We start from the raw sequence: 21,020 nt of genomic DNA on the forward strand, positions 1-21,020 counted from the left end.
CACTAGACCACCCTAACAGAAACGGCGCCTCGCAAGAGGCGCCGTTTTTACAACACGCTTATTTTAATAAACTGCTTTAGTTGTTTTGCGCCGAATAAAGGGCACGAATCTTCAGCGTATGCTCCACCTGCTTCAATGCTTCCAGCGCCTGGGGGCCGTAGGCTTTATCCACATCAATAACTACATAACCGACTTTTTCATTGGTCTGCAGGTATTGACCGGAGATGTTGATGTCATTTTCAGACAGCACGCGGTTAATCTGCGACAGCACGCCCGGCACGTTATCGTGAATATGCAGCAAACGGTGCTTGTCCGGGTGAGCGGGCAGCGCGACTTCTGGGAAATTGACCGAGGTCACGGTGGTGCCGTTATCGGAGTAAGTGATCAGTTTTTCTGACACTTCGATACCGATGTTCTCCTGAGCTTCCAGGGTGGAGCCACCGATATGCGGGGTCAGAATCACATTTTCCAGGCCGCGTAGCGGGCTCTGGAACTCCTCGTTGTTGCCTTTCGGCTCAACTGGGAAGACATCAATCGCGGCGCCGTTAAGCTTGCCAGCCTTAATCGCCTCAGCCAGCGCATCAATTTCAACCACGCTGCCGCGGGCAGCGTTAATCAAGATAGCGCCTTGCTTCATGGCAGCGATCTCTTTCGCGCCGATCATCCAGCGGGTAGAGGCAAGGTCTGGCACGTGCAGGCTGACCACATCGGCCCGGCCCAGAAGCTCTTCAAGGCTGCCTACTTGGCTGGCATTGCCCATGCCCAGCTTGGCGACGACATCGTAGTAAATGACGTTAAAGCCCAGCGATTCGGCCAGCACCGAAAGCTGCGCGCCGATGCTGCCGTAGCCCACGATGCCCAGGGTTTTACCCCGTGCTTCATGGGAGTTTTTCGCGGACTTCAGCCAGCCGCCCTGGTGGGCGCGGGCGTTCTTCTCTGGGATACCGCGCAGCAGCATAATCGCTTCTGCCAGTACCAGTTCTGCCACCGAACGGGTATTGGAGTACGGCGCGTTAAATACCGCGATGCCACGGGTAAGGGCAGCGGTTAAATCGACCTGATTGGTGCCGATACAGAAACAGCCCACGCCGACCAGCTTCTCCGCCGCCTCGAACACGCGCTCCGTCAACTGGGTGCGGGAACGAATACCGATGAAGTGAACATCGCGGATCTTTTCGATCAGCGCATCCTCATCAAGGGACGTCGGCAGGTGCTCAATATTGGCGTATCCTGACGTGTGAAAATTGTCCACCGCACTTTGGTGGACGCCCTCGAGTAGCAGGATCTTGATCTTGCTCTTTTCCAGGGACGTTTTGGCCATGGCTGAATCAACCTCTATGGTCGGCGGCATGCGCCGTGTATCGGTTCACGGGAGGCGCATATCGTAGCACAACCCGCGTCGTTCAGGCCGGTTGTGAATGATGAAAAGTCTGCGTGGTGACGATGAATGGATCGCAAGTCGCGCAACAAGCGGTATTCGAAGAGGGCAGACGCCGCCCCCCAGCCTCGGTGTATACTGTGGGCTTATTTAAGCTTATTTAAAAACATACCGGTTTGCAGGCATACCCCAATGAGCGACACGACATCACCCCCGCAGGACTTTGCCGCGACGGTTGAACAACTTGAAACCATCGTTGAACGTCTCGAGTCAGGCGAGCTCTCATTGGAAGATGCACTGACCGCGTTTGAACAGGGCGTGCGGCTAACCCGCGATGCCCAACAACGCCTGGATAGCGCCGAGCTTAAGGTGCGGGCGCTGAGTGAAGACAGCGAAGGGCGTTTAAACGTAACGCCTTTTACTGGCCCCGACGACCCCAAGGAGGCGGCCGAGGATGACAGCAAGGAGACGCCACCATGGTAGCCATGCAGCCTAGCCAGCTTGCCACCCTGCGCCAGACCAGCAATGCCCGCGTGGACGCCACGCTAGCGGCGCTGTTTGATAGCCGCCCAGCGGTAGCACCTCGGCTTGAGGCCGCCATGCGCCATGGTCTGCTGGCCGGTGGTAAACGCCTGCGCCCGCTACTGGTGTATATGGCCGGGCAGGCACTCGGTGCTACAAACGACGCCCTGGACGCCCCCGCCGCGGCCATTGAGTTAATCCACGCCTACTCGTTAATCCATGATGACTTACCCGCCATGGATGACGATGACCTTCGCCGTGGTCAGCCTACTGTGCATAAAGCCTTTGATGAAGCGAGTGCGATTCTGGCCGGTGACGCACTGCAGGCGCTGGCCTTCGAAGTGCTGGCCAGCAATGCACATCCGCGACTGGGCCATTTGGTGCACACCCTGGCCTCCGCCTCTGGACGTGATGGCATGGTGGCGGGGCAGGCGCTGGATTTAGACGCCGTCGGCGGCCACCCGGATGTGGACGCCCTGGCCCATATGCACGCCCATAAAACTGGCGCCCTCATTGTTGCCGCTGTGCGCTTGGGGGGACTGGTAGCCGTTGAAGACACAGACCCTCGCTTAACGGCGCTTACTCGCTACGCCCGCGCCATTGGTCTAGCCTTTCAGATTCACGACGACATCCTGGATGTGACCGGCGACACCGTTACCCTAGGCAAAACGTCAGGCGCCGATGCTGCACGCGCCAAGCCCACTTACCCCAGCCTGCTGGGGTTAGAGGGCGCTCAACGCAAAGCACACAGCCTGATTGACGAGGCCATTGCCGCGCTCGCCCCACTGGGCGAACGTGCTGCACCGCTGGCCGACTTAGCCCACTATATGATCGAGCGCGACCACTAAAGATGCCCATGAAGCTGTTCGACGAAATCCCCCGCGAGCGCCCCACGACGCCGCTGCTCGACTCCTTTGACCATCCCGCCGCGCTGCGGGCCATGAATGCCTCCCAGCTCGCCCAACTAGCCGACGAGCTACGCGCCTACCTGCTTTATAGCGTGGGTGTTTCCGGCGGTCACTTTGGCGCCGGGCTCGGCGTGGTCGAGTTGAGCGTTGCCCTGCACCACGCCTTTAATACGCCCCACGACCGTTTAGTCTGGGACGTTGGCCACCAGGCTTATCCGCATAAAATCCTCACCGGCCGCCGCGAGACGATGCTCAGTATTCGCCAGCACGGCGGCCTGGCGGCGTTTCCTCGCCGCGCCGAGTCAGAGTACGACACCTTCGGCGTGGGTCACTCCAGCACGTCGATTTCAGCTGCGTTGGGCATGGCACTGGCAGCGAAGGCACAGGGCGAAAAGCGACACGTATGTGCGATTATCGGCGACGGTGCGCTCACCGCCGGAATGGCCTTTGAAGCTCTTGCCCATGCGGGGCACGTGGATGCCAATTTACTGGTCGTACTCAACGACAACGAGATGTCGATTTCCGAGAACGTCGGCGGCATGGCGACCTACCTTGCCCGGGTGCTCTCCAGCAAGCCCTACCTGAAAATACGCGAAGAGGGCAAAAAAGTGCTTTCGCACCTGCCCGGCGCACTGGAACTTGCCCGGCGCACTGAAGAGCATATGAAAGGCATGGTCAGCCCCGCCACGCTGTTTGAAGAGATGGGCTTTAACTACGTGGGCCCCATCGATGGCCATGACCTCGACGCATTAACCCATACGCTAGAAAACCTGCGCGACCTCGACGGCCCACAGTTTCTGCACATCAAAACGGTGAAAGGCAAAGGCTTCCTGCCCGCCGAGGCGGATCAGATTGGCTACCACGCTATTACCAAGCTGGAAAAACCCGACACGTTAGCCAACGCGACGACGGTCAAGAAACCGCTGGCTACCCCTCCACCAGCGAAGAAAAAATACTGCAATGTGTTCGGCGACTGGCTGTGCGATATGGCGGCAAGCGACCCGCGCCTGATGGGCATTACCCCTGCCATGCGCGAAGGCTCCGACCTGATTCGCTTCTCTAAAGAGTACCCTCAGCGCTACTTCGATGTGGCGATTGCCGAGCAGCACGCGGTAACGCTTGCGGCGGGTATGGCCTGCGAAGGCATGAAGCCCGTGGTGGCAATTTACTCCACCTTTCTGCAGCGCGGTTACGACCAGTTGATTCATGACGTCGCGGTGCAGAATCTGGACGTCACCTTCGCCATTGATCGCGCGGGCCTGGTCGGCGAAGACGGCCCCACGCACCACGGCAGCATGGATCTCTCCTTCTTGCGATGCGTGCCCGGCATGGTGATTCTGGCCCCGGCGGATGAAGCCGAGTGCCGCGCCATGCTGAGTGCGGCCTATCACCACCCTGGCCCTGCCGCGGTGCGCTACCCCCGAGGCACCGGCCCTGGTGCGGAAATTCCCGCGCATCTTGAGCCACTCGCCATTGGCAAAGCGGAAGTGCGCCGCCATGCCGCCAACGACGGCGTGCGTATTGCGCTACTCGCCTTTGGCAGCCTCAATAGCGCCGCCGCTGAAGTCGCAGAACGACTCAATGCGACCCACATCAATATGCGCTCAATTAAGCCGCTGGATCGCGATGCAGTGCTGCACGCTGCCGACGAGCACGAACTGTTGGTGACCCTGGAAGAGAACGTGGTAGCCGGTGGCGCAGGTAGCGCCGTGAATGAGCTGCTCCACGCCGAAGGCGTTCAGGTGGAAGTGCTCAACCTCGGCCTGCCGGACGCTTTTGTGGAGCATGGCACACCCCCGCAGCTGCTTGCCGACTGCCAGCTGGATAGCGATGGCATCGAGCGCGCCATCCGCTCCCGATTACCCTAAGTCATTATCTTTAAACCACTTTTGAGATTGCTATGCTATTGCTTATTGTTATTTTCGGCCTGATCGGTCTTGCGTTCGGTGGCCCGGTAGGGCTGCTGATTGGCGGCGGTCTGGGCTGGTGGCTGGGACGCTGGATCAGCCGTCGCCTGAATATCGCCCGAATGCGCATTCAGGAAGGCTTTCTGGAGTCGATTTTTTCAGTGATGGGCTGCCTGTGCCAAGCCGACGGCAAAGTGACCGATGGCGAGTTGGACGTTGCCGAAAAGCTATTTGACCAGATGCATCTGCAGGGCGAACAGCGGGCCAAGGCTCGCGCTGCCTTTGAGCGTGGCCGCGCCGATGACTTCAATCTGGACGCCGAGCTGGCCAACGTTAACCGCCTTACCCAGCGCCAGCCGGTTTTACGCCAAGTGTTTATCCAGGTGCAGTTAACCGCCATAGCGGCAGACGGGGTACTTCATCCTGCTGAGCACGAAATGATCTTGCGCGTTGCTCGCGGTGTTGGCTGCAGCGATGCCGAAGTTCAGCAGATCGAAGCGATGCTGCACGGTGCCGCCGCTAACTCCCAGGGCTCCAGCGAAGAGGCTCTCAAAGACGCTTACCGCGTACTAGGGGTTTCTGAAGACGCCAGCGATGCTGAAATCAAAAAAGCCTACCGCCGCCTGATGAGCCAAAACCATCCGGACAAACTCGCCGGCAAAGGCCTCCCCGAAAGCATGCGCGATGTCGCCCAAGCGCGTACCAGCGAAATCGGTAACGCTTACGAGCGGATCCGTGAGGCGCGGGGTAGCGCTTAGAGGTAGCTCTAATTGATAGCATCTAGATAATCGACAGCGACGTTCACGCCCGCTAATTAAAGCATCGATTTTTCGCCAGGAGCACGCCATGATCACGCTATACACTTTCCCCCACTCCCGCTCGCTACGGGCAGCGTGGACGCTTGAAGAGTTAGGCCTTGAGTATCAATGCCAGCATGTAGCGCTGGATAAAGGCGAGGGGCAAACCGCCGAGCATTTGGCGCGTCACCCGGATGGCAAGGTGCCGGTGATTGAGGATGGGGAAGTATCGCTATTTGAATCGGCGCCGATTTGCCGTTACCTAGCGGAGCAGTATGGCGATGGTACGCTGCTGCCTAGCGACCCCGCAGCCCGCGCTCAGGTCGACCAGTGGCTCAGCTTTATCGTTACCGAAATTGAGCAGCCACTGTGGAATCAGGCCAAGCATAAATTTGCCCTGCCCACTGACAAGCGCGTTCCCGCTATTTTGCCGGTCTGCGCCTGGGAGTTTCAGCGTGCGCTAAGCGCGCTAGAGCGCCGCTACAACGGGCAAGAAAACTTGGTGGGTAATGCCTTTACCCTTGCGGATCTGTTTTTAACCCATACCTTGTCGTGGGCGATCAGCATGAAGCACCGCTTACCCGAACCGCTGATGGCCTATCGCGAACGCCACATTCAGCGCGCCGCGATGGCTAGAGCAATCGAAAAAGAGCAGGCTGCCGCAGAGAGCTAATCAACGCAGAAAGCATCCAAAACGCTTTAAAAACCGTTGTCGGCAGTGCATGGCAACGGTTTTTAACTAGTTGGCTTTGCCTAAAAGCCAAGCTCATCAAGCAAATCATCTACCTGATCCTGTCCTGACACTGCATCAACCTTGCTTTCGCCTACCTGCGGACCATTGCGCAGTTTGGCGTGCTCATCCCGGTCATCTTCCAACTTAACGCCGTCGGTGACATGAGGAACATTATCCACCAGCACCTGAACAAGCTGCTCTTCGATGAGTTTGATGACTTCCATCATTTTCTTAATCACCTGGCCGGTGAGATCCTGGAAGTCCTGAGCCATCATGATTTCAAGCAGCTCTTTTTGAGTAGCCCCGGTTGCGCTGGGAAGCTTACTGCTAAAAAAGTTCTGCGTATCCTCGACGAGATTAGCATCACCTTCTACCGCCGCGAGCTTGGCTGCCGCTGCCTGCCAGCGCTTATTAAGCGCAGCACCTTCTTCTTCAAGGCTGTCTTGCACCGGTTGAGCGCGCTCAACGGCATTCAATGCCCGCTCTGCGGCCTGCTCGGTCATTGAGGCCACATAGTTGAGACGGTCGTTAGCATCAGGTATTGCTTGCGCCGCCTGTGTTATCTGCTGATCTAAGCCCAGTTCTTTCATGCTGTCCCGCAGCAGGCGCGTTAAGTGGCCTATGCGGTGCACCATTTCATCAGTACTGTCTTTTTTGCCCAGTACCGACGGCATGGTCGTGTCGTGGGCGTTGTTAACAGTGCTCATGACAATCCTCTTGTTGGAAAATCTTATTGAATGTCGTTTTGGGTCTGGCGATAGACATCACTATACGAACCCACTATGTTTTTCAGACTGTTCGGCGCTCAATACATCAAGCTTGTATCTCACCTGATACTACTGTCGGCTAAATAGGCTAAAACTTAAGTTTAACGTTTAGTCTACAGAGTGAATCAGTGACTTACAGGTATTTGTCATACCTTTAAAAGCCATCTAATTGGCATGCCGGCTCACGCGGGCAATGATCCGAAGTCGAGCTATTACCCCTTAAACAGCCGAGACGTGCGGAAGAACGGCGCTATAAACGGCAAAGTAGTGACAGATGCTGCCCGCAACGACAAACAGATGCCAGATTGCATGGTTGTAGGGGATAGCGCGCACGGCATAGAAGATCACCCCTAGCGTATAGGTAATCCCTCCCGCGGCCAGCAAGACGATGCCGGTTGTCGATAAACTCGCCGCCATCTCTCCTGACGCCAGCACTATCATCCAGCCCATGACCAGATAAATCGCCACGCGTAATATCGAAAAGCGCTGGGGCCATAGCAGTATGCAAGCAATCCCCACCAACGCCAGCGACCACACGGCGGTAAACAATACCCAGCCCGTAGGGCCGCGCATATTGACGAGTAAAAAGGGCGTGTAAGTACCTGCGATGAGTAGATAAATTGCGCAGTGATCAAGTAACTGAAAGCGCTGCTTCCAGCGCCGATGAGGGATGCCATGGTAAAGAGTCGAAGCGGTATACAGCAGCACTAGCGTGGTACCGTACATGCTCAGGCTAACGATTTTCCACGGATCGACATGGGCAGCGTAGCTCGCCACTATCAGCAACACGACCATTCCCACCAGGCTTAGCACGGCACCAATACCGTGGGTGATGCTGTGCAGATACTCTTCAACAACGCTGAACTCACCTTCTTCTTCGGATGGCTTTTCACGCTGCTGTTTATACTGCTGGTAATGCTCCTTACTAACGGCGTTCATCCTGGGGCGCTCCTGGCATGCCATACCCCACTCATATCACCCCTTACGTTCAATATCTACATCGCTGGCCTGAGTGAAGTCATCCAGGGCCATCATATGGCCAAGCTTGCCCGCTTTGGTTGAGAGATACTGTTCGTTATGGGGGTTCAGACCAGTGGTGATCGGCAGGCGTTCGACGACATTGACGCCGTCGCGGGTGAGGGCATCCACCTTGCGCGGGTTATTGGTCATTAACCTTAACGATGTGATGCCCAAATGATTAAGCATCGGTACGCACAGATCATAGCGGCGCATGTCGGCGCCAAATCCGAGCTGCTCATTGGCCTCGACCGTATCCGCACCTTGATCCTGCAGGTGATAGGCACGAATTTTGTTTAACAGACCAATTCCGCGCCCCTCTTGGCGCAGATAAAAAAGGACGCCGCGGCCCTCTTCAGCGATGCGTTTCAGCGCTTCCTGGAGCTGATAGCCACAGTCGCAGCGCATGGAGAAAAGCGCATCGCCGGTCAAACACTCGGAGTGCACCCGCCCCAACACCGGCTCGTCGCCTGTCACATCGCCCAGCGTTAAGGCGATATGATCCTTGCCGGTGGCTTCATCTTCGAAGCCATGCATAGTAAATGTTGCCCAGGGCGTGGGCAGCCGGGAAGCGGCAATGAAGCGAATGGTCACAGGTTACCTCGCTGATTGACCAAACCAGTTAACCACACCAGTGTTGGCAAAGTGGGTCAGTATTCTAACAGGAAGCGGCGCAGGCCTCACGCTGGGGAAGAAGCTAAAATCGGCTTATTAGGCGAGAAAAATTGTCCGGGTGCGACGATTTTTGCCATCTAGTACGCCGCCCTAGCGCCTATCTTCAAGTACAATTGCTCCCATACGATCCCCGATACGGTTTCAAGTACGCTCCCAAGTACGGTTTCCAATACGATGCGGGCAAATTTCCTAAGAGCAAGTGTCTATGACCACTACACCTTTGCAAAATGATCGCTTTCTTCGCGCACTAGCGCGCCAGCCCGTCGACCGCACCCCGGTGTGGATGATGCGCCAAGCGGGCCGCTACCTGCCGGAATACCGCGCCAGCCGCGCCGATGCGGGCAGTTTTATGGATCTGTGCCGCAACCATGACCTAGCCTGCGAAGTCACCCTGCAGCCCTTGGAGCGTTACCCGCTGGATGCGGCCATTCTGTTTTCAGATATTTTAACCATTCCCGATGCCATGGGCTTGGGACTCTATTTTGAAACTGGCGAAGGCCCCAAATTCCGCAAAACGGTGCGCACTCAAGAAGAGGTTGCCGCACTCAGCGTGCCCGACGCCGAGCGCGATCTGGACTACGTGATGCGTGCAGTTTCCACCATTCGCCGCGAGCTGAACGGCCGCATGCCGCTAATCGGCTTCTCAGGCAGCCCCTGGACGCTGGCGACTTACATGGTGGAGGGCGGTTCCAGCAAGGACTTCCGCCATCTGAAAACCATGCTTTACGATACCCCGGATACCATGCACCAGTTGCTGGATACGCTGGCGCATGCGGTAACTGACTACCTGAACGCCCAAATTCGCGCGGGCGCCCAAGCAGTGCAGATTTTTGATACCTGGGGCGGCGCGCTCTCTACCCCTGCTTACCTGGAGTTCTCACTCCGCTACATGGAGCAGATCGTCTCCGGGCTGATCCGCGAGCACGACGGCCGCCGGGTACCGGTGATTTTGTTCACCAAAAACGGCGGCCAGTGGCTCGAGCATATCGCTTGCGCCGGTGCCGACGCGCTGGGTATCGACTGGTCTACCGAACTTTCCGACGCCCGTGCTCGAGTTGGACATAAAGTGGCGCTACAAGGCAACCTGGATCCCAACGTATTGTTTGCCCGCCCCTCGGCTATCCGCGCCGAAGTGGCCCGGGTGCTGGAGAGCTACGGCCACGGCCCTGGTCACGTATTTAACCTGGGCCACGGTATCAGCCAATTCACCAACCCCGATAACGTCACCGCCTTTATGGAGGCGCTGCACGAGCTAAGCCCGCAGTATCACCGCGATATTCCGACTCACACCAATGCACAGTATTCAGGAGCCAATTGATGAGCGATTTACGCGACGACCAGTGGTTTACCGAAGTCTTTGACAGCCACGGCAGCGCTTTCTCACTGAAGATCTCTGAAAAACTCTTGGATGTGCAGAGCCAGTACCAGCATCTGGAGGTCTACGCTACCGAGACCTACGGTAACCTAATGGTGCTGGATGGCTGCGTGATGCTGACCGACCGCGACAACTTTCTCTATCACGAGATGATTGCGCATCCGGCGCTGTTTACCCACCAAGAGCCCAAACGGGTGGTGATCATTGGCGGTGGCGACTGCGGCACCTTAAAAGAGGTGCTGCGTCACTCGAGTGTCGAGAAAGTGACCCAAATTGATATCGACGAAGAGGTCACCAAGGCTTCTGAGCGCTTTTTCCCGTCGTTAGTGGAATCGAATAACGATCCCCGCGCCGAGCTGCTGTTCGCCGATGGCGTGAAGTGGGTGGACGATGCACCTGATGAGAGCATCGATGTGCTGATTATCGACTCCACCGACCCGGTTGGGCCCGCTGAAGGGCTGTTTAAAACCGATTTTCTCAAGCGCTGCCACCGTATCTTGAAAAGCGGCGGCGTGATGGTGCAGCAGAGCGAATCACCGCTTTACCACAGTGGCTCGATTATCCGTGAGCTGCGCAACGACATGCTAAAAGCCGGTTTTGACAGCGTTGCCACGCTACCCTTCCCGCAGCCTGTCTATCCCTCAGGCTGGTGGAGCGTGACGTTGGCGGGTAAAGCCACTGACGTAAATGCGTTCCGCGAGCAGGCAGCCGCTAACCACGACCTGCCCCTTGAGTACTACAGCGTTGACGCTCACCGTGGCGCTCTCGCCCTACCGCCATTTATGCGCAAGGCCTTTGCGGCCGAGTAACCCCACGCTTCACACCTGCCTGTATGTTACCGCCCACCTCATCTCGCCCCATAAAGGTGCAAAGCGAGGTGGGCGGTAACCTTTTTTGCACCTAGACCTTCGTCTCGAATTCGTTGAGTAGCGTTGAAAAGCGCTGAATTAGCGCCTGTACCCCTGTTGGCATCTTCCTTGCTAGGTTTAGTGACATGCTGCGGCATGCAGAACTATTTCAGTGACTGAATTTCAATAACCAATTTCAAGAACTTCGAGGGAAACTAAATGTTCAATAAAAAACACCTAGCGCTTCTGGCGTCCGCTGGCTCACTTAGCCTAGCGGGCATGGCGACTGCTCAAGCCGACACCCTGGAAGATACCATTGAGCGTGGCGCCGTTCAGTGTGGTGTGAGCGATGGTTTGCCGGGCTTTTCAGCACCGGATGACGACGGTAACTGGCAGGGCCTGGACGTTGATGTTTGTCGTGCAGTAGCAGCTGCGGTACTGGGTGATGCAGATGCGGTTAACTACATTTCCCTCAACGCCGTTGAACGCTTTACCGCACTACAGTCGGGCGAGGTCGATGTACTGTCACGCAACACCACTTGGACGACTACCCGCGATACAACTCTGGGCCTGAACTTCACCGGCGTTAACTTTTACGACGGCCAAGGCTTCATGGTCGCCCGCGATCTAGGTATCACCGGTGCCGATGAGCTCGACGGTGCCTCTATCTGTATCCAGTCCGGCACTACCACCGAGTTGAACCTGGCCGACTACTTCCGTGCTAACGACATGGAGTTCAACCCGATTGTTTTTGATACTTCTGAGCAAACCGTAGGTGGCTATCAGGCTGGTCGTTGTGACGTGCTAACCTCCGATACATCTCAGTTGGCGGCGCTACGTATACAGCTAGACGATCCCTCTGCCTCGATGATCCTTTCAGACGTTATCTCCAAAGAGCCGCTAGGCCCTGTGGTTCGCCAAGGTGACGATCTATGGTTCAACATCGTGAAATGGTCACTGTTTGCCATGATTAATGCCGAAGAGTACGGCGTCACCAGTGAAAACGCTGAAGAAATGCTTAACTCTGAAGATCCCAACATCGCTCGCCTGCTGGGCCAAGACGGCAACTACGGCGAAGGCATGAACCTTGAAGCAGACTGGGCTTACAACATTATTAGCCAAGTCGGTAACTACGCTGAAAGCTTTGAACGTAACGTGGGTATGGACTCTCCGCTGGAAATTGAGCGCGGTGTCAACGCCCTGTGGAACGACGGTGGCTTCCAGTACGCTCCCCCGATTCGCTAAGCGTCTCGCTTGACCCCGGCCCGCCGCCCTCTACACAGATTTCTGTTTTAAGGGAATGGCGGGCCATTTGATTGACCTTCCGTGTAGCGGAGACGCCACCCATGTCTGTAAGACCCAACATTCGCCCCGCCGGCCACAAGCCGCCGTTTTGGCGAGACCGCGCTAAGCGCGCACTTATTTTTCAGCTCATTTTAGTCGCCGTTGTGGCGGCTTTCCTGATCTATATTATCGGCAATACCCAAGCCAACCTGAACGCCCGCGGCATCACCACTGGCTTCGGCTTCCTGGGCAACACAGCCGGCTTTGGTATTGGTCAAACCTTAATCGAATACTCTTCCCAGAGCACCTACGGCCGCACCTTTGTGATTGGCTTGCTCAATACGCTGCTGGTCGGTGGACTAGGGGTGCTAGCTGCTTCGATTATTGGTTTTATCGTCGGTATCGCACGACTATCGCCCAACTGGCTGATCGCCAAGTTGGCCAACGCTTATATCGAAACCTTTCGTAATATCCCGCTACTGCTGCAAATTTTCTTCTGGTACTTTGCGGTACTGCGTACCTTACCCAGTGCCAGAGAGAGCATGGCGTTTGGCGAAGCCATTTTCCTCAACGTGCGTGGGCTCTACCTGCCTCAACCGCTGTTTGAATCAGGGTTTGGACTGATTCCTGCAACCTTTGTGTTGGCCATCATTGCCAGCATTGCACTGGTTATCTGGAACAAGCGCCGTCACGAAGCCACTGGCAAACGCCTGCCGGTTTTCTGGATGTCGCTGGTGATTATCTTTGGCCTACCGCTGCTGGTATTGGTCGCTACCGGTGTACCGGTGACCTGGGAGATGCCGGTACTGCGGGGCTTTAACTTCGGCGGTGGCATCACCATTATCCCTGAGTTCCTGGCCCTATGGCTGGCGCTGTCTATCTATACGGCCTCCTTCATTGCTGAGATTGTGCGCTCGGGCATCCAAGCCATTCCCCATGGCCAAACGGAAGCCGCCCAGGCGCTGAGCTTGCCACGCAACCTGGTTCTACGCCTCGTCGTCATTCCGCAAGCCATGCGCGTCATCATCCCGCCGCTCACCAGCCAATATCTTAACCTAATTAAAAACTCGTCCCTGGCCACCGCCATCGGCTACCCCGACCTGGTATCGGTTTTCGCCGGCACCACGCTCAACCAGACCGGTCAGGCCATCGAAGTTATTGCCATGACCATGGCGGTTTATCTGATCATCAGCTTGCTGGTGTCCATGTTCATGAACTGGTTCAACGCTCGCGTTGCGCTGGTCGAACGCTAGGCCGGAGGCAACCCCATGATTCACAATAAAGAAACCATACCTCAGCGCCCGGCCCCTAAAGGCACCATTGGCCCGATTGCCTGGCTACGCGGCAATCTGTTCAACGGCCCCATCAATAGCATTTTCACGCTATTGGGCCTCTACGTGCTGTACCTACTCGTGGTACCCACTGTTCAGTGGGCATTCATTGATGCCAACTGGGTGGGCGATAGCCGCGAAGACTGCACACAGGCGGGCGCCTGCTGGGTATTCGTTAACGCACGCTTCTCCCAGTTCATGTATGGCCTCTACCCCAGCGAGGAGTACTGGCGGGCCAATATCGTGTTCGCCATGTTCGCAGGCATTATTGCCTGGATGGTCATTCCGCGCCTTCCGTTCAAGCGCTGGATGGCGCTGTTTGCCCTGCTGATTTTCCCGGTGATCGCCTACGTACTGCTCCACGGCGGCTATTTTGATCTACCGCGGGTTTCCACCCACCGCTGGGGCGGCTTGATGCTGACGCTGCTACTGGCAAGCGTAGGGATGATTGGTGCGCTTCCTATCGGCATCGTACTCGCCCTTGGGCGACGCTCGAACATGCCCATCGTCAAAACCTTCTGCGTGATTTTTATCGAGTTTTGGCGCGGCGTGCCGCTCATCACCATTCTGTTTATGGCCTCGGTGATGCTGCCGCTATTCCTACCGTCTGAACTTAGCGTGGATCGCCTGGTACGCGCCTTGATTGGCCTGACGCTGTTCCAAAGTGCCTATATGGCCGAAGTGATACGCGGTGGTTTGCAGGCGATCCCTAAAGGGCAGGATGAGGCCGCCGCAGCGCTGGGGATGACGTATTGGAAGCGCATGGGGCTGATTGTGATGCCGCAGGCGCTAAAAATGATGATTCCCGGTATCGTCAATACGTTTATCTCACTGTTTAAAGACACCACCCTGGTCATGATCATCGGGCTGTTTGACCTGTTGGGCATAGTGCAAGCGGCGCTTTCCGACTCGCGCTGGCTGGGCTTCTCGATAGAGGGGTATGTATTTGCCGCGTTCGTGTTCTGGATTTTCTGTTTCAGCATGTCGCGCTACAGCCAGTACTTAGAGCGCAAGCTAAACACCGGCCATAAGCGCTAGTTCGAGTTTAAGTACGAGCGCCGCATCTCATTACGTTTTAAGTAGGATATCAACATGACACAAGCAGCCACCAACACCTCGGACACCAGTACTTCTGACCTGATGGTCGAGATGCGCAACGTCAATAAGTGGTACGGCGATTTTCACGTACTGCGGGACATCTACCTTGAAGTAAAACGCGGTGAGCGTATCGTGGTTTGCGGCCCTTCGGGTTCGGGTAAATCAACGCTGATTCGCTGCATTAACCACCTTGAAGAGCACCAGAAAGGTGAAATTGTGGTGGGTGGCGTACCGCTGACCCAAGACGTTAAGCGTATTGAGCAGATTCGTCGCAGTGTCGGCATGGTATTTCAGCACTTCAATCTATTCCCGCATTTAACGGTGCTGGAAAACTGCTGTATCGCGCCAATGTGGGTACAAAAGAAGCCCCGCAAAGAGGCCGAAGCGCTGGCCATGGAGTATCTGGAGCGCGTGCGCATTGCCGAGCAGGCGACTAAGTACCCAGGGCAGCTCTCCGGTGGTCAGCAGCAGCGTGTAGCGATTGCCCGCTCACTGTGCATGCACCCTGACGTCATGCTGTTTGACGAACCCACCTCCGCCCTCGACCCCGAGATGATCAAGGAAGTACTCGACGTTATGGTGGAGCTTGCGGAAGAAGGCATGACCATGATCTGTGTAACCCACGAAATGGGCTTCGCCAAAAAAGTGGCTGACCGGGTCATCTTTATGGATCAAGGTCAAATCATTGAAGAGAATGCGCCAGAGCCGTTCTTTAATGACCCGCAGTCTGAGCGTACCAAACTGTTCCTTAGCCAGATTCTGGGGCACTAATACACAGCCCAAGCAATAAAGTAGTGTGGATAAGTCAATCATCATGGGCCTCACTTGAGGCCCATGATGGTTAACAACTTTAAAAAAACAGCCAGTAAAAACAGTTAACTAAGGATAAAAGCATGATTGAAAAACTGTTTATCGACCGCGCGCCCCAGCCCATTGCGCCTTTTTCCCACGCCTGTCGCGTAGGTGATCTGGTCTTTATCACCGGGCAAATGCCGACGGTGCCAGAAACCAACGAGATGCTTTTGGGCACCTTCACTGAACAGACCCATCGGGTAATGCAAAACCTGGCGATTGTGCTGGAAGAAGTCGGCAGTGCCTTCGAGTATGTGGTTCAGTCCCGGGTGTTTATTACCAATATGGGCCACTTCGAGGAAGTCAATAAAGTCTACGCCAGCTACTTTCCACAGCCGCTACCTACCCGTACCTGCATCGGGGTGACCGGCTTAGCCGGTGGTGCCGATGTGGAAGTCGATATGATTGCCTGGATCCCGCCTGCGCAAGACGGCGCCTAATCGCCCACTTGCGTAATGCTCGCGGGAAGTAACGCGGGCTGCTCACGGTGCTGGGTAAGGGGCTTATTCGCCAGCGCCGTTAATAGGATTTGCAGCGGATCGCCGTGACTCACCAACAAGATGGTTTCACCGCTAACCTGCTGCTCCCACTCCGCTATCACCGCCTGCATACGGCTCACCACTCCGCTCAACGCTTCTACCTGATAGTGACGATGCTCGGCATCCTCGGCATCCAAAGCCCACACGCTGGGATAGTGATCGTCTCCCTGCCCCTCTAATTCACCAAAATTTCGCTCTCGCAAGCGCGTATCCACGCTGGGCACCAACCCAAACCTAGCTGCCACATGGGCGGCGGTTTGACGAGTGCGCAAAAAATCTGAATGCACCACGCGGGTCGGCACCGGCCACTGCCAATCGGCAACTAATTGGGCAAGCTGTTGCTCGCCATGTTCAGAAAGACCGAAGCGTTCTATTCCCCGCTCTGGCGAGCTGACAATCACGCCCTGCTGATTGGCCTGACTATGGCCGTGGCGCATTAATAAATAGCGGTTGCGCCAATGGTCGGAGAGGGGCTGTAAAGTATTTGACATAAGTTTGTCACAAACCCTAGATTGAAGGTGTCTGCTTTCGAAAATAACCATCCTTGGCGCGGAATGTCCACTTACGAAACATTTTTCGTTTTCAGTAGTGGCAAAACGCAGCAAAGGAAACACAGTTCGACCCAGAGCAAGAACACAACAATAACGCACAAACGAGGCTTACCATGGCAACTTCGCTCTTCCGCAAGTGCCCGCTTGCGATGCTTACCGCCGCATCTCTATTACCGCTCGCCCTGCTCACTACGCCCGCTTTCGCTGAGTGCGAACGCGGCGATTTAGATACTATTTACTGTGATGAAAATGGCGATATGGTCGCCGACCGCCCTGCCGATGAGTCTGAGTGGGCTAATCCAGACACGCTGATTTTTGCTTATACCCCCGTAGAAGACCCGGCCATCTATTCAGATATTTGGCAGCCCTTTATCGATCACTTAGCTGAGGTTACCGAGCGGGATGTGCGCTTCTTTGCTGTGCAGTCCAACGCTGCTCAAGTTGAAGCTATGCGAAGCGGGCGCTTACATATCGCCGGTTTCTCCACTGGCCCTACGCCTTTTGCGGTGAACTTGGCCGGGGCCGTGCCGTTTGCGTTAATGGGCTCTGATGACGGCCAATTCGGCTATACCCTGCAGTTGTTTACCCATGTCGACTCTGATATCCATGAGGTAGAGGATCTCAAAGGCAAACGCGTCGCCCATACTTCTCCAACGTCCAACTCGGGTAACCTAGCCCCTCGCGCTCTGCTGCCCGAACTCGGCATTACCCCCGATGAGGATTATGAAGTGGTCTACTCGGGCAGCCACGACCAATCCATGCTGGGCGTCGTGGCTAAAGACTACGATGCGGCTCCGGTCGCTTCCGAAGTAGTCGAGCGGATGGCGGCGCGCGGACTTTACGATGAAGAGGACGTGCGCCTGATATTTGAGTCCGATCGTTTCCCCACCACCTCGTACAATTACGCGCACAACCTGCACCCCGATCTGGTCGAAAAAATTGAAGAAGCCTTCTTCAGCTTTGATTTTATCGGCACCGAGCTAGGCGAAGAGTTTGAAGGCGTCGAAAAATTCATCCCCATCAACTACCAAGACAACTGGAAGGTGATTCGTACCATCCAAGCGGCCAATAACGTGAGCTATACGCCCGAAAATTTGGAAGAGTAAACGTAGCGCACCGCCGCCGGCGGTGCGGTTATTGTCTCGACGATGGAAGCGGACACATGCTGGAAATTACCAATCTGGTCAAACGCTATGGCCACGATGAAGCCGTGCTGAAAGGGCTTGACCTCAAGGTAGAGGGAAACAGCGTTGTTTCTATCGTAGGTGCCTCGGGTGCAGGTAAAAGCACCATGCTGAGATGTATCAATCGCCTGGTCGAACCAACCTCGGGCTCGATCAAGCTCAATGGCAATGAGCTGGTAAACCTGAAAGGCGGCGACCTACGCCGTGCCCGACGCAAAATAGGTATGGTTTTCCAAGGCTTTAACCTGCTCGACCGATTAACGGTAATGGAGAACGTGCTGGCCGGGCGATTAGGCTACGTCAATCTCTATCAAGCGATCTCACGCCGCTACCCCCAGGCCGATATCGAGCGCGCCTTTGTGCTGATGGAGCGAGTCGGTATTGCCCACTACGCCAACAAGCGCGCTGATGAGCTTTCCGGCGGTGAGCGCCAGCGGGTAGGCGTTGTGCGTGCGTTGATGCAGGAACCGGAAGTACTGCTGGCCGATGAACCCACCGCCTCGCTTGACCCACGCACCTCTGAACAAATCATGATTCTACTGCAAAGCCTGGCCAGCGAGCTGTCGCTGCCGGTGCTGATTAATATCCACAACGTTGCTCAGGCCAAAACCTATACCGAACGCATTGTGGGTCTACGCCACGGCAAGATGATCTTTGATGGGTTGCCTGCCGATTTCAATAAAGACGCGTTAGACGCCATCTACGGTGGCATTGAAGCGCCGGACGATGCAATTACCGATACGCCAGCGGAGGAGCGCTCCCATGACTCCGCCTGAGCCCCCTTCAACGGCGCCACGCACCTGGAGAAAACCGCCGTTTATTGCCAACCCGTTGCTACGCTATGGGTTAATCGTAGTTGCCGTGGTTTATCTGGTCTGGGCCTTCGGTTCACTGCCGTTCAACTGGGCGCGGATCTCTGAAGGGCTGCCCCGCGCAGCACGCATTTTTAGCGGCGGTTTTCCACCTAGCCTAGAGCGCTACGAGTTGCTTTTAACGGGCTTTAAAGAGAGCTTCCAGATCGCCATTTTGGCTACCCTGTTAGGGGTTTTTCTATCGATCCCGTTTGCCGTCATGGCGGCCCGTAATATTGCCCCAATGCCCATCTATGTCATTGGCCGGGCAGTGATTATTGTGTCGCGCAGCTTTCACCCGGTGATTGTCGCCATTCTATTTGTTGCCGCCGTTGGGTTTGGTCCGCTAGCGGGCATTCTCACCTTAACGCTCTACTCAATCGGCTTCGTGGGTAAGCTGCTTGCCGAAGAGATAGAAGAGATTGACTGGGGTCAGGTAGAGGCCATGAAAGCCGCTGGGGCCGGGTATGTAGCAATTCTGTTCTATGCCGTTTTTCCCCAGATACTGCCACGCCAAGTAGGGCTTTCCATGTACCAACTTGACAGTAATCTACGTGCCTCGGCGGTGGTCGGGATTGTCGGTGCAGGCGGTATTGGCGGCACGCTGATGAACGCCTTTGGGCGCTACGACTACGACTTCGCCTTTGCGATTCTGCTCATTATCATCGCGGTCATTTTGCTCAGCGAAGGTGTCAGCGGCTGGGTAAGGAAAAAAATATGGTAGATCACGCACAGCAGCTTGCCGACCGGGTTTGGCAACGCTACGACCGCAAACAGCGCCTTATCCGTTATGGCGTACTTTTAGCCACCTTGATGGTGGTGGTATGGGCAGTACGCGATATTGATATTTTCTGGCCGTGGGTATGGGATGCGCCCAATCAAATTTCTGGACTTGGGGCACGCATGTGGCCGCCCAGCCCGGCTGGGCTGAACGGTATTATCGCAGCGCTGATCGAGACTGTGCATATCGCTACGCTGGCCACTTTCTTAACCATCTTTTTGGCGCTACCGGTGGCCTACATTGCTGCCCAGAACACCACGCCTAACCGGGCCTGTCTGTGGCTGGGCCGCTTCATTCTGGTCTCCAGCCGTTCGGTAAATACCATTATCTGGGCGTTGCTTTTCGTGGCAATTTTTGGCCCTGGCGTGCTTGCGGGCATTCTCGCCATCGTGTTTCGCTCCATTGGCTTTATCGGCAAGCTAATGGGTGAAGCGATAGAGGAGATTGACCGGCGACCGGTAGAGGCCATGGAGGCCACCGGGGCTTCCAAGGCCAAAGTGGTCGCTTACGCGATTGTGCCCCAAGTCATGCCCGCGTTTTTTGCCATCGTCATTCTGCGCTGGGATATCAATATCCGCGAATCGACCGTGCTAGGGCTAGTGGGCGCCGGGGGGATCGGCGTTATTTTACAGGGAGCGATTGATACCTTCGCCTGGCCTACCGTAGCAACCATTTTGATTGCCATTATTGTGCTGGTGCTGATTGGTGAAGCCGTCACCAGCCTGCTGCGTAGCAAGGTGCTGTAACCCAGCTTGTTCAAGCCATGGCAAGCGTTTGACCTAACGCCAAACGCTTGCCATGGTTAGATGACCATCAACGACATGGAGTATGCACAGCGATGACAACTTATATCGTGGTAGCCGACGCCGCTCGCGCACGTATTTTTACCCGAGATGCCTTAACGCTGGCGGAGCAAGAGAGCCTGGTTCACGCAGAAGGACGGCTGCATGAAGGTGACTTGGTCACCGATGGTCGAGGCGATGTGCATGAGTCGATGTCCACTACCTCGCGCTCGGCTGGCGAAGAGGGGACGGCTAGTAAGCACGAAAATGAGCTGTTTGCGAAAGAGGTCGCTCAGCGACTTTATAGCGCTCGAGTAGACAATAGTATGGAGAAGCTGATTATGGTCGCGCCACCCAAATTTTTAGGCCTACTACGGGATAAGCTTGATGGCCCCACACAAAAGCTTGTTATTCACTCCCTCTCAAAAGACCTCAGTAAAGCCTCACTGAACGACATCCAACATGCGGTTAGCGACCTACGCTAACCTTTTCAACGATATTTAAACTTTAGTACTAAAGATAAAGTCGCTCTCGTCGATAGCTAAATGGCCTCCCTTTTATCTTGTGCGGTCGCAACGCGCGGATACAAACTTCGACCCAGAGAGCGACTATGATATCGACCCTCCGAGCAAGCACCCACTTGGCCGCAGTAGTAACGATTCCTACCGCCCTGGTGATTAACGACACTGCTACTCACATCACCGTAAAAAACAATAATAGCCAACAAATAACGCGTCATCACAGTGCCGCAGTGTTAACTCCCGCTACTAAAAAATTGAACGAGCAAGCTAACCACTTGGCCAGAGTCCTAGCTTCCTTCCCTCTGTCAAGCAGCTCAGT

22 protein-coding genes are annotated in these 21,020 nt (G+C 55.7%); 17 read left to right on the forward strand and 5 right to left on the reverse strand.

The window, feature by feature from the left end; translation table 11 throughout:
• Nucleotides 1–76: 76 nt before the first annotated feature.
• Entirely contained in the window at nucleotides 77–1,321 is a 1,245-nt protein-coding gene (gene serA / locus SR894_RS20735; protein WP_133731853.1) for a phosphoglycerate dehydrogenase, read from the reverse strand.
• A 249-nt stretch (nucleotides 1,322–1,570) separates the two neighbouring features.
• Here serA and SR894_RS20740 point away from each other — a divergent pair, with 249 nt between their 5' ends.
• The 5 genes from SR894_RS20740 (at nucleotide 1,571) to SR894_RS20760 (ending at nucleotide 6,185) form a co-directional block, all read left to right on the forward strand.
• Nucleotides 1,571–1,861: an exodeoxyribonuclease VII small subunit gene (locus tag SR894_RS20740; RefSeq protein WP_133731854.1), complete on the forward strand. Its 291-nt coding sequence runs from the start codon at nucleotides 1,571–1,573 to the stop codon at nucleotides 1,859–1,861.
• On the forward strand, nucleotides 1,855–2,748 hold the full coding sequence (gene ispA, locus SR894_RS20745; protein WP_133731855.1) for a (2E,6E)-farnesyl diphosphate synthase: 894 nt from the start codon (nucleotides 1,855–1,857) through the stop codon (nucleotides 2,746–2,748). Before SR894_RS20740 ends, ispA begins: the two co-directional genes overlap by 7 nt.
• A gap of 2 nt (nucleotides 2,749–2,750) precedes the next feature.
• Nucleotides 2,751–4,676 (forward strand): 1-deoxy-D-xylulose-5-phosphate synthase, encoded by a 1,926-nt coding sequence (dxs, locus tag SR894_RS20750; RefSeq protein WP_133731856.1) that lies wholly within the window; start codon nucleotides 2,751–2,753, stop codon nucleotides 4,674–4,676.
• A gap of 32 nt (nucleotides 4,677–4,708) precedes the next feature.
• Nucleotides 4,709–5,473 (forward strand): co-chaperone DjlA, encoded by a 765-nt coding sequence (djlA, locus tag SR894_RS20755; protein ID WP_133731857.1) that lies wholly within the window; start codon nucleotides 4,709–4,711, stop codon nucleotides 5,471–5,473.
• An 88-nt stretch (nucleotides 5,474–5,561) separates the two neighbouring features.
• The gene (locus tag SR894_RS20760) at nucleotides 5,562–6,185 is read left to right on the forward strand and encodes a glutathione S-transferase family protein (protein WP_133731858.1); all 624 of its coding nucleotides are present in this window, start codon (nucleotides 5,562–5,564) and stop codon (nucleotides 6,183–6,185) included.
• Nucleotides 6,186–6,265: 80 nt separating this feature from the next.
• Here SR894_RS20760 and cheZ read toward each other — a convergent pair whose 3' ends face one another.
• The 3 genes from cheZ to ribA all read right to left on the reverse strand — a co-directional run bounded on the left by cheZ (nucleotide 6,266) and on the right by ribA (nucleotide 8,623).
• Nucleotides 6,266–6,952, reverse strand: coding sequence for a protein phosphatase CheZ (gene cheZ / locus SR894_RS20765; RefSeq protein WP_223288732.1), 687 nt, complete (start codon nucleotides 6,950–6,952; stop codon nucleotides 6,266–6,268).
• A 279-nt stretch (nucleotides 6,953–7,231) separates the two neighbouring features.
• The gene (gene trhA, locus SR894_RS20770) at nucleotides 7,232–7,951 is read right to left on the reverse strand and encodes a PAQR family membrane homeostasis protein TrhA (protein ID WP_223288733.1); all 720 of its coding nucleotides are present in this window, start codon (nucleotides 7,949–7,951) and stop codon (nucleotides 7,232–7,234) included.
• 36 nt (nucleotides 7,952–7,987) lie between these two features.
• Nucleotides 7,988–8,623: a GTP cyclohydrolase II gene (gene ribA / locus SR894_RS20775; RefSeq protein WP_133731861.1), complete on the reverse strand. Its 636-nt coding sequence runs from the start codon at nucleotides 8,621–8,623 to the stop codon at nucleotides 7,988–7,990.
• A gap of 286 nt (nucleotides 8,624–8,909) precedes the next feature.
• On the opposite strand from ribA, the gene hemE reads away from it, so the two are divergent.
• From hemE to SR894_RS20810, 7 genes are all read left to right on the forward strand, one after another.
• Nucleotides 8,910–10,022 carry a uroporphyrinogen decarboxylase gene (gene hemE, locus SR894_RS20780; protein WP_133731862.1) on the forward strand — a complete coding sequence of 371 codons (1,113 nt, stop codon included), beginning with the start codon at nucleotides 8,910–8,912 and terminating at the stop codon, nucleotides 10,020–10,022.
• The gene (speE, locus tag SR894_RS20785) at nucleotides 10,022–10,888 is read left to right on the forward strand and encodes a polyamine aminopropyltransferase (protein WP_133731863.1); all 867 of its coding nucleotides are present in this window, start codon (nucleotides 10,022–10,024) and stop codon (nucleotides 10,886–10,888) included. The genes hemE and speE overlap by 1 nt, the downstream gene beginning before the upstream one ends.
• Before the next feature lie 258 nt (nucleotides 10,889–11,146).
• Complete coding sequence (locus tag SR894_RS20790; protein ID WP_133731864.1) at nucleotides 11,147–12,172, forward strand: amino acid ABC transporter substrate-binding protein; 1,026 nt, start codon at nucleotides 11,147–11,149, stop codon at nucleotides 12,170–12,172.
• Nucleotides 12,173–12,273: 101 nt separating this feature from the next.
• The gene (locus SR894_RS20795; protein ID WP_223288734.1) at nucleotides 12,274–13,464 is read left to right on the forward strand and encodes an amino acid ABC transporter permease; all 1,191 of its coding nucleotides are present in this window, start codon (nucleotides 12,274–12,276) and stop codon (nucleotides 13,462–13,464) included.
• Nucleotides 13,465–13,479: 15 nt separating this feature from the next.
• Nucleotides 13,480–14,580: an amino acid ABC transporter permease gene (locus SR894_RS20800; protein WP_133731866.1), complete on the forward strand. Its 1,101-nt coding sequence runs from the start codon at nucleotides 13,480–13,482 to the stop codon at nucleotides 14,578–14,580.
• Between the two features lie 102 nt (nucleotides 14,581–14,682).
• Entirely contained in the window at nucleotides 14,683–15,411 is a 729-nt protein-coding gene (locus SR894_RS20805; RefSeq protein ID WP_133731895.1) for an amino acid ABC transporter ATP-binding protein, read from the forward strand.
• Between the two features lie 122 nt (nucleotides 15,412–15,533).
• Nucleotides 15,534–15,932: a RidA family protein gene (locus SR894_RS20810; protein WP_133731867.1), complete on the forward strand. Its 399-nt coding sequence runs from the start codon at nucleotides 15,534–15,536 to the stop codon at nucleotides 15,930–15,932.
• Here SR894_RS20810 and SR894_RS20815 read toward each other — a convergent pair.
• Complete coding sequence (locus SR894_RS20815; RefSeq protein WP_223288735.1) at nucleotides 15,929–16,522, reverse strand: histidine phosphatase family protein; 594 nt, start codon at nucleotides 16,520–16,522, stop codon at nucleotides 15,929–15,931. The genes SR894_RS20810 and SR894_RS20815 overlap by 4 nt on opposite strands.
• A gap of 173 nt (nucleotides 16,523–16,695) precedes the next feature.
• Here SR894_RS20815 and phnD point away from each other — a divergent pair, with 173 nt between their 5' ends.
• The 5 genes from phnD to SR894_RS20840 all read left to right on the forward strand — a co-directional run bounded on the left by phnD (nucleotide 16,696) and on the right by SR894_RS20840 (nucleotide 20,665).
• Entirely contained in the window at nucleotides 16,696–17,688 is a 993-nt protein-coding gene (gene phnD, locus SR894_RS20820) for a phosphate/phosphite/phosphonate ABC transporter substrate-binding protein (protein ID WP_223288736.1), read from the forward strand.
• A 56-nt stretch (nucleotides 17,689–17,744) separates the two neighbouring features.
• Nucleotides 17,745–18,542, forward strand: a complete 798-nt coding sequence (phnC, locus tag SR894_RS20825; RefSeq protein ID WP_223288737.1) for a phosphonate ABC transporter ATP-binding protein — start codon at nucleotides 17,745–17,747, stop codon at nucleotides 18,540–18,542.
• Entirely contained in the window at nucleotides 18,529–19,341 is an 813-nt protein-coding gene (gene phnE, locus SR894_RS20830; RefSeq protein WP_223288738.1) for a phosphonate ABC transporter, permease protein PhnE, read from the forward strand. Before phnC ends, phnE (SR894_RS20830) begins: the two co-directional genes overlap by 14 nt.
• A complete protein-coding gene (phnE, locus tag SR894_RS20835) occupies nucleotides 19,335–20,144 on the forward strand; it encodes a phosphonate ABC transporter, permease protein PhnE (protein ID WP_223288739.1) in 810 nt (269 codons plus the stop codon). Before phnE (SR894_RS20830) ends, phnE (SR894_RS20835) begins: the two co-directional genes overlap by 7 nt.
• Before the next feature lie 92 nt (nucleotides 20,145–20,236).
• Nucleotides 20,237–20,665: a host attachment protein gene (locus tag SR894_RS20840; RefSeq protein ID WP_223288740.1), complete on the forward strand. Its 429-nt coding sequence runs from the start codon at nucleotides 20,237–20,239 to the stop codon at nucleotides 20,663–20,665.
• The last annotated feature ends 355 nt before the right edge of the window (nucleotides 20,666–21,020 follow it).

The organism is Vreelandella neptunia (assembly GCF_034479615.1).
GTDB classification, from domain to species: Bacteria; Pseudomonadota; Gammaproteobacteria; order Pseudomonadales; family Halomonadaceae; genus Vreelandella; species Vreelandella neptunia.

Coding starts and splice junctions, on each gene's coding strand:
- serA (WP_133731853.1), bottom strand. CDS start 1,321: ATGGCCAAAACGTCCCTGGAAAAGAGCAAGATCAAGATCCTGCTACTC.
- SR894_RS20740 (WP_133731854.1), top strand. CDS start 1,571: ATGAGCGACACGACATCACCCCCGCAGGACTTTGCCGCGACGGTTGAA.
- ispA (WP_133731855.1), top strand. CDS start 1,855: ATGGTAGCCATGCAGCCTAGCCAGCTTGCCACCCTGCGCCAGACCAGC.
- dxs (WP_133731856.1), top strand. CDS start 2,751: ATGCCCATGAAGCTGTTCGACGAAATCCCCCGCGAGCGCCCCACGACG.
- djlA (WP_133731857.1), top strand. CDS start 4,709: ATGCTATTGCTTATTGTTATTTTCGGCCTGATCGGTCTTGCGTTCGGT.
- SR894_RS20760 (WP_133731858.1), top strand. CDS start 5,562: ATGATCACGCTATACACTTTCCCCCACTCCCGCTCGCTACGGGCAGCG.
- cheZ (WP_223288732.1), bottom strand. CDS start 6,952: ATGAGCACTGTTAACAACGCCCACGACACGACCATGCCGTCGGTACTG.
- trhA (WP_223288733.1), bottom strand. CDS start 7,951: ATGAACGCCGTTAGTAAGGAGCATTACCAGCAGTATAAACAGCAGCGT.
- hemE (WP_133731862.1), top strand. CDS start 8,910: ATGACCACTACACCTTTGCAAAATGATCGCTTTCTTCGCGCACTAGCG.
- speE (WP_133731863.1), top strand. CDS start 10,022: ATGAGCGATTTACGCGACGACCAGTGGTTTACCGAAGTCTTTGACAGC.
- SR894_RS20790 (WP_133731864.1), top strand. CDS start 11,147: ATGTTCAATAAAAAACACCTAGCGCTTCTGGCGTCCGCTGGCTCACTT.
- SR894_RS20795 (WP_223288734.1), top strand. CDS start 12,274: ATGTCTGTAAGACCCAACATTCGCCCCGCCGGCCACAAGCCGCCGTTT.
- SR894_RS20800 (WP_133731866.1), top strand. CDS start 13,480: ATGATTCACAATAAAGAAACCATACCTCAGCGCCCGGCCCCTAAAGGC.
- SR894_RS20805 (WP_133731895.1), top strand. CDS start 14,683: ATGGTCGAGATGCGCAACGTCAATAAGTGGTACGGCGATTTTCACGTA.
- SR894_RS20810 (WP_133731867.1), top strand. CDS start 15,534: ATGATTGAAAAACTGTTTATCGACCGCGCGCCCCAGCCCATTGCGCCT.
- SR894_RS20815 (WP_223288735.1), bottom strand. CDS start 16,522: ATGTCAAATACTTTACAGCCCCTCTCCGACCATTGGCGCAACCGCTAT.
- phnD (WP_223288736.1), top strand. CDS start 16,696: ATGGCAACTTCGCTCTTCCGCAAGTGCCCGCTTGCGATGCTTACCGCC.
- phnC (WP_223288737.1), top strand. CDS start 17,745: ATGCTGGAAATTACCAATCTGGTCAAACGCTATGGCCACGATGAAGCC.
- phnE (WP_223288738.1), top strand. CDS start 18,529: ATGACTCCGCCTGAGCCCCCTTCAACGGCGCCACGCACCTGGAGAAAA.
- phnE (WP_223288739.1), top strand. CDS start 19,335: ATGGTAGATCACGCACAGCAGCTTGCCGACCGGGTTTGGCAACGCTAC.
- SR894_RS20840 (WP_223288740.1), top strand. CDS start 20,237: ATGACAACTTATATCGTGGTAGCCGACGCCGCTCGCGCACGTATTTTT.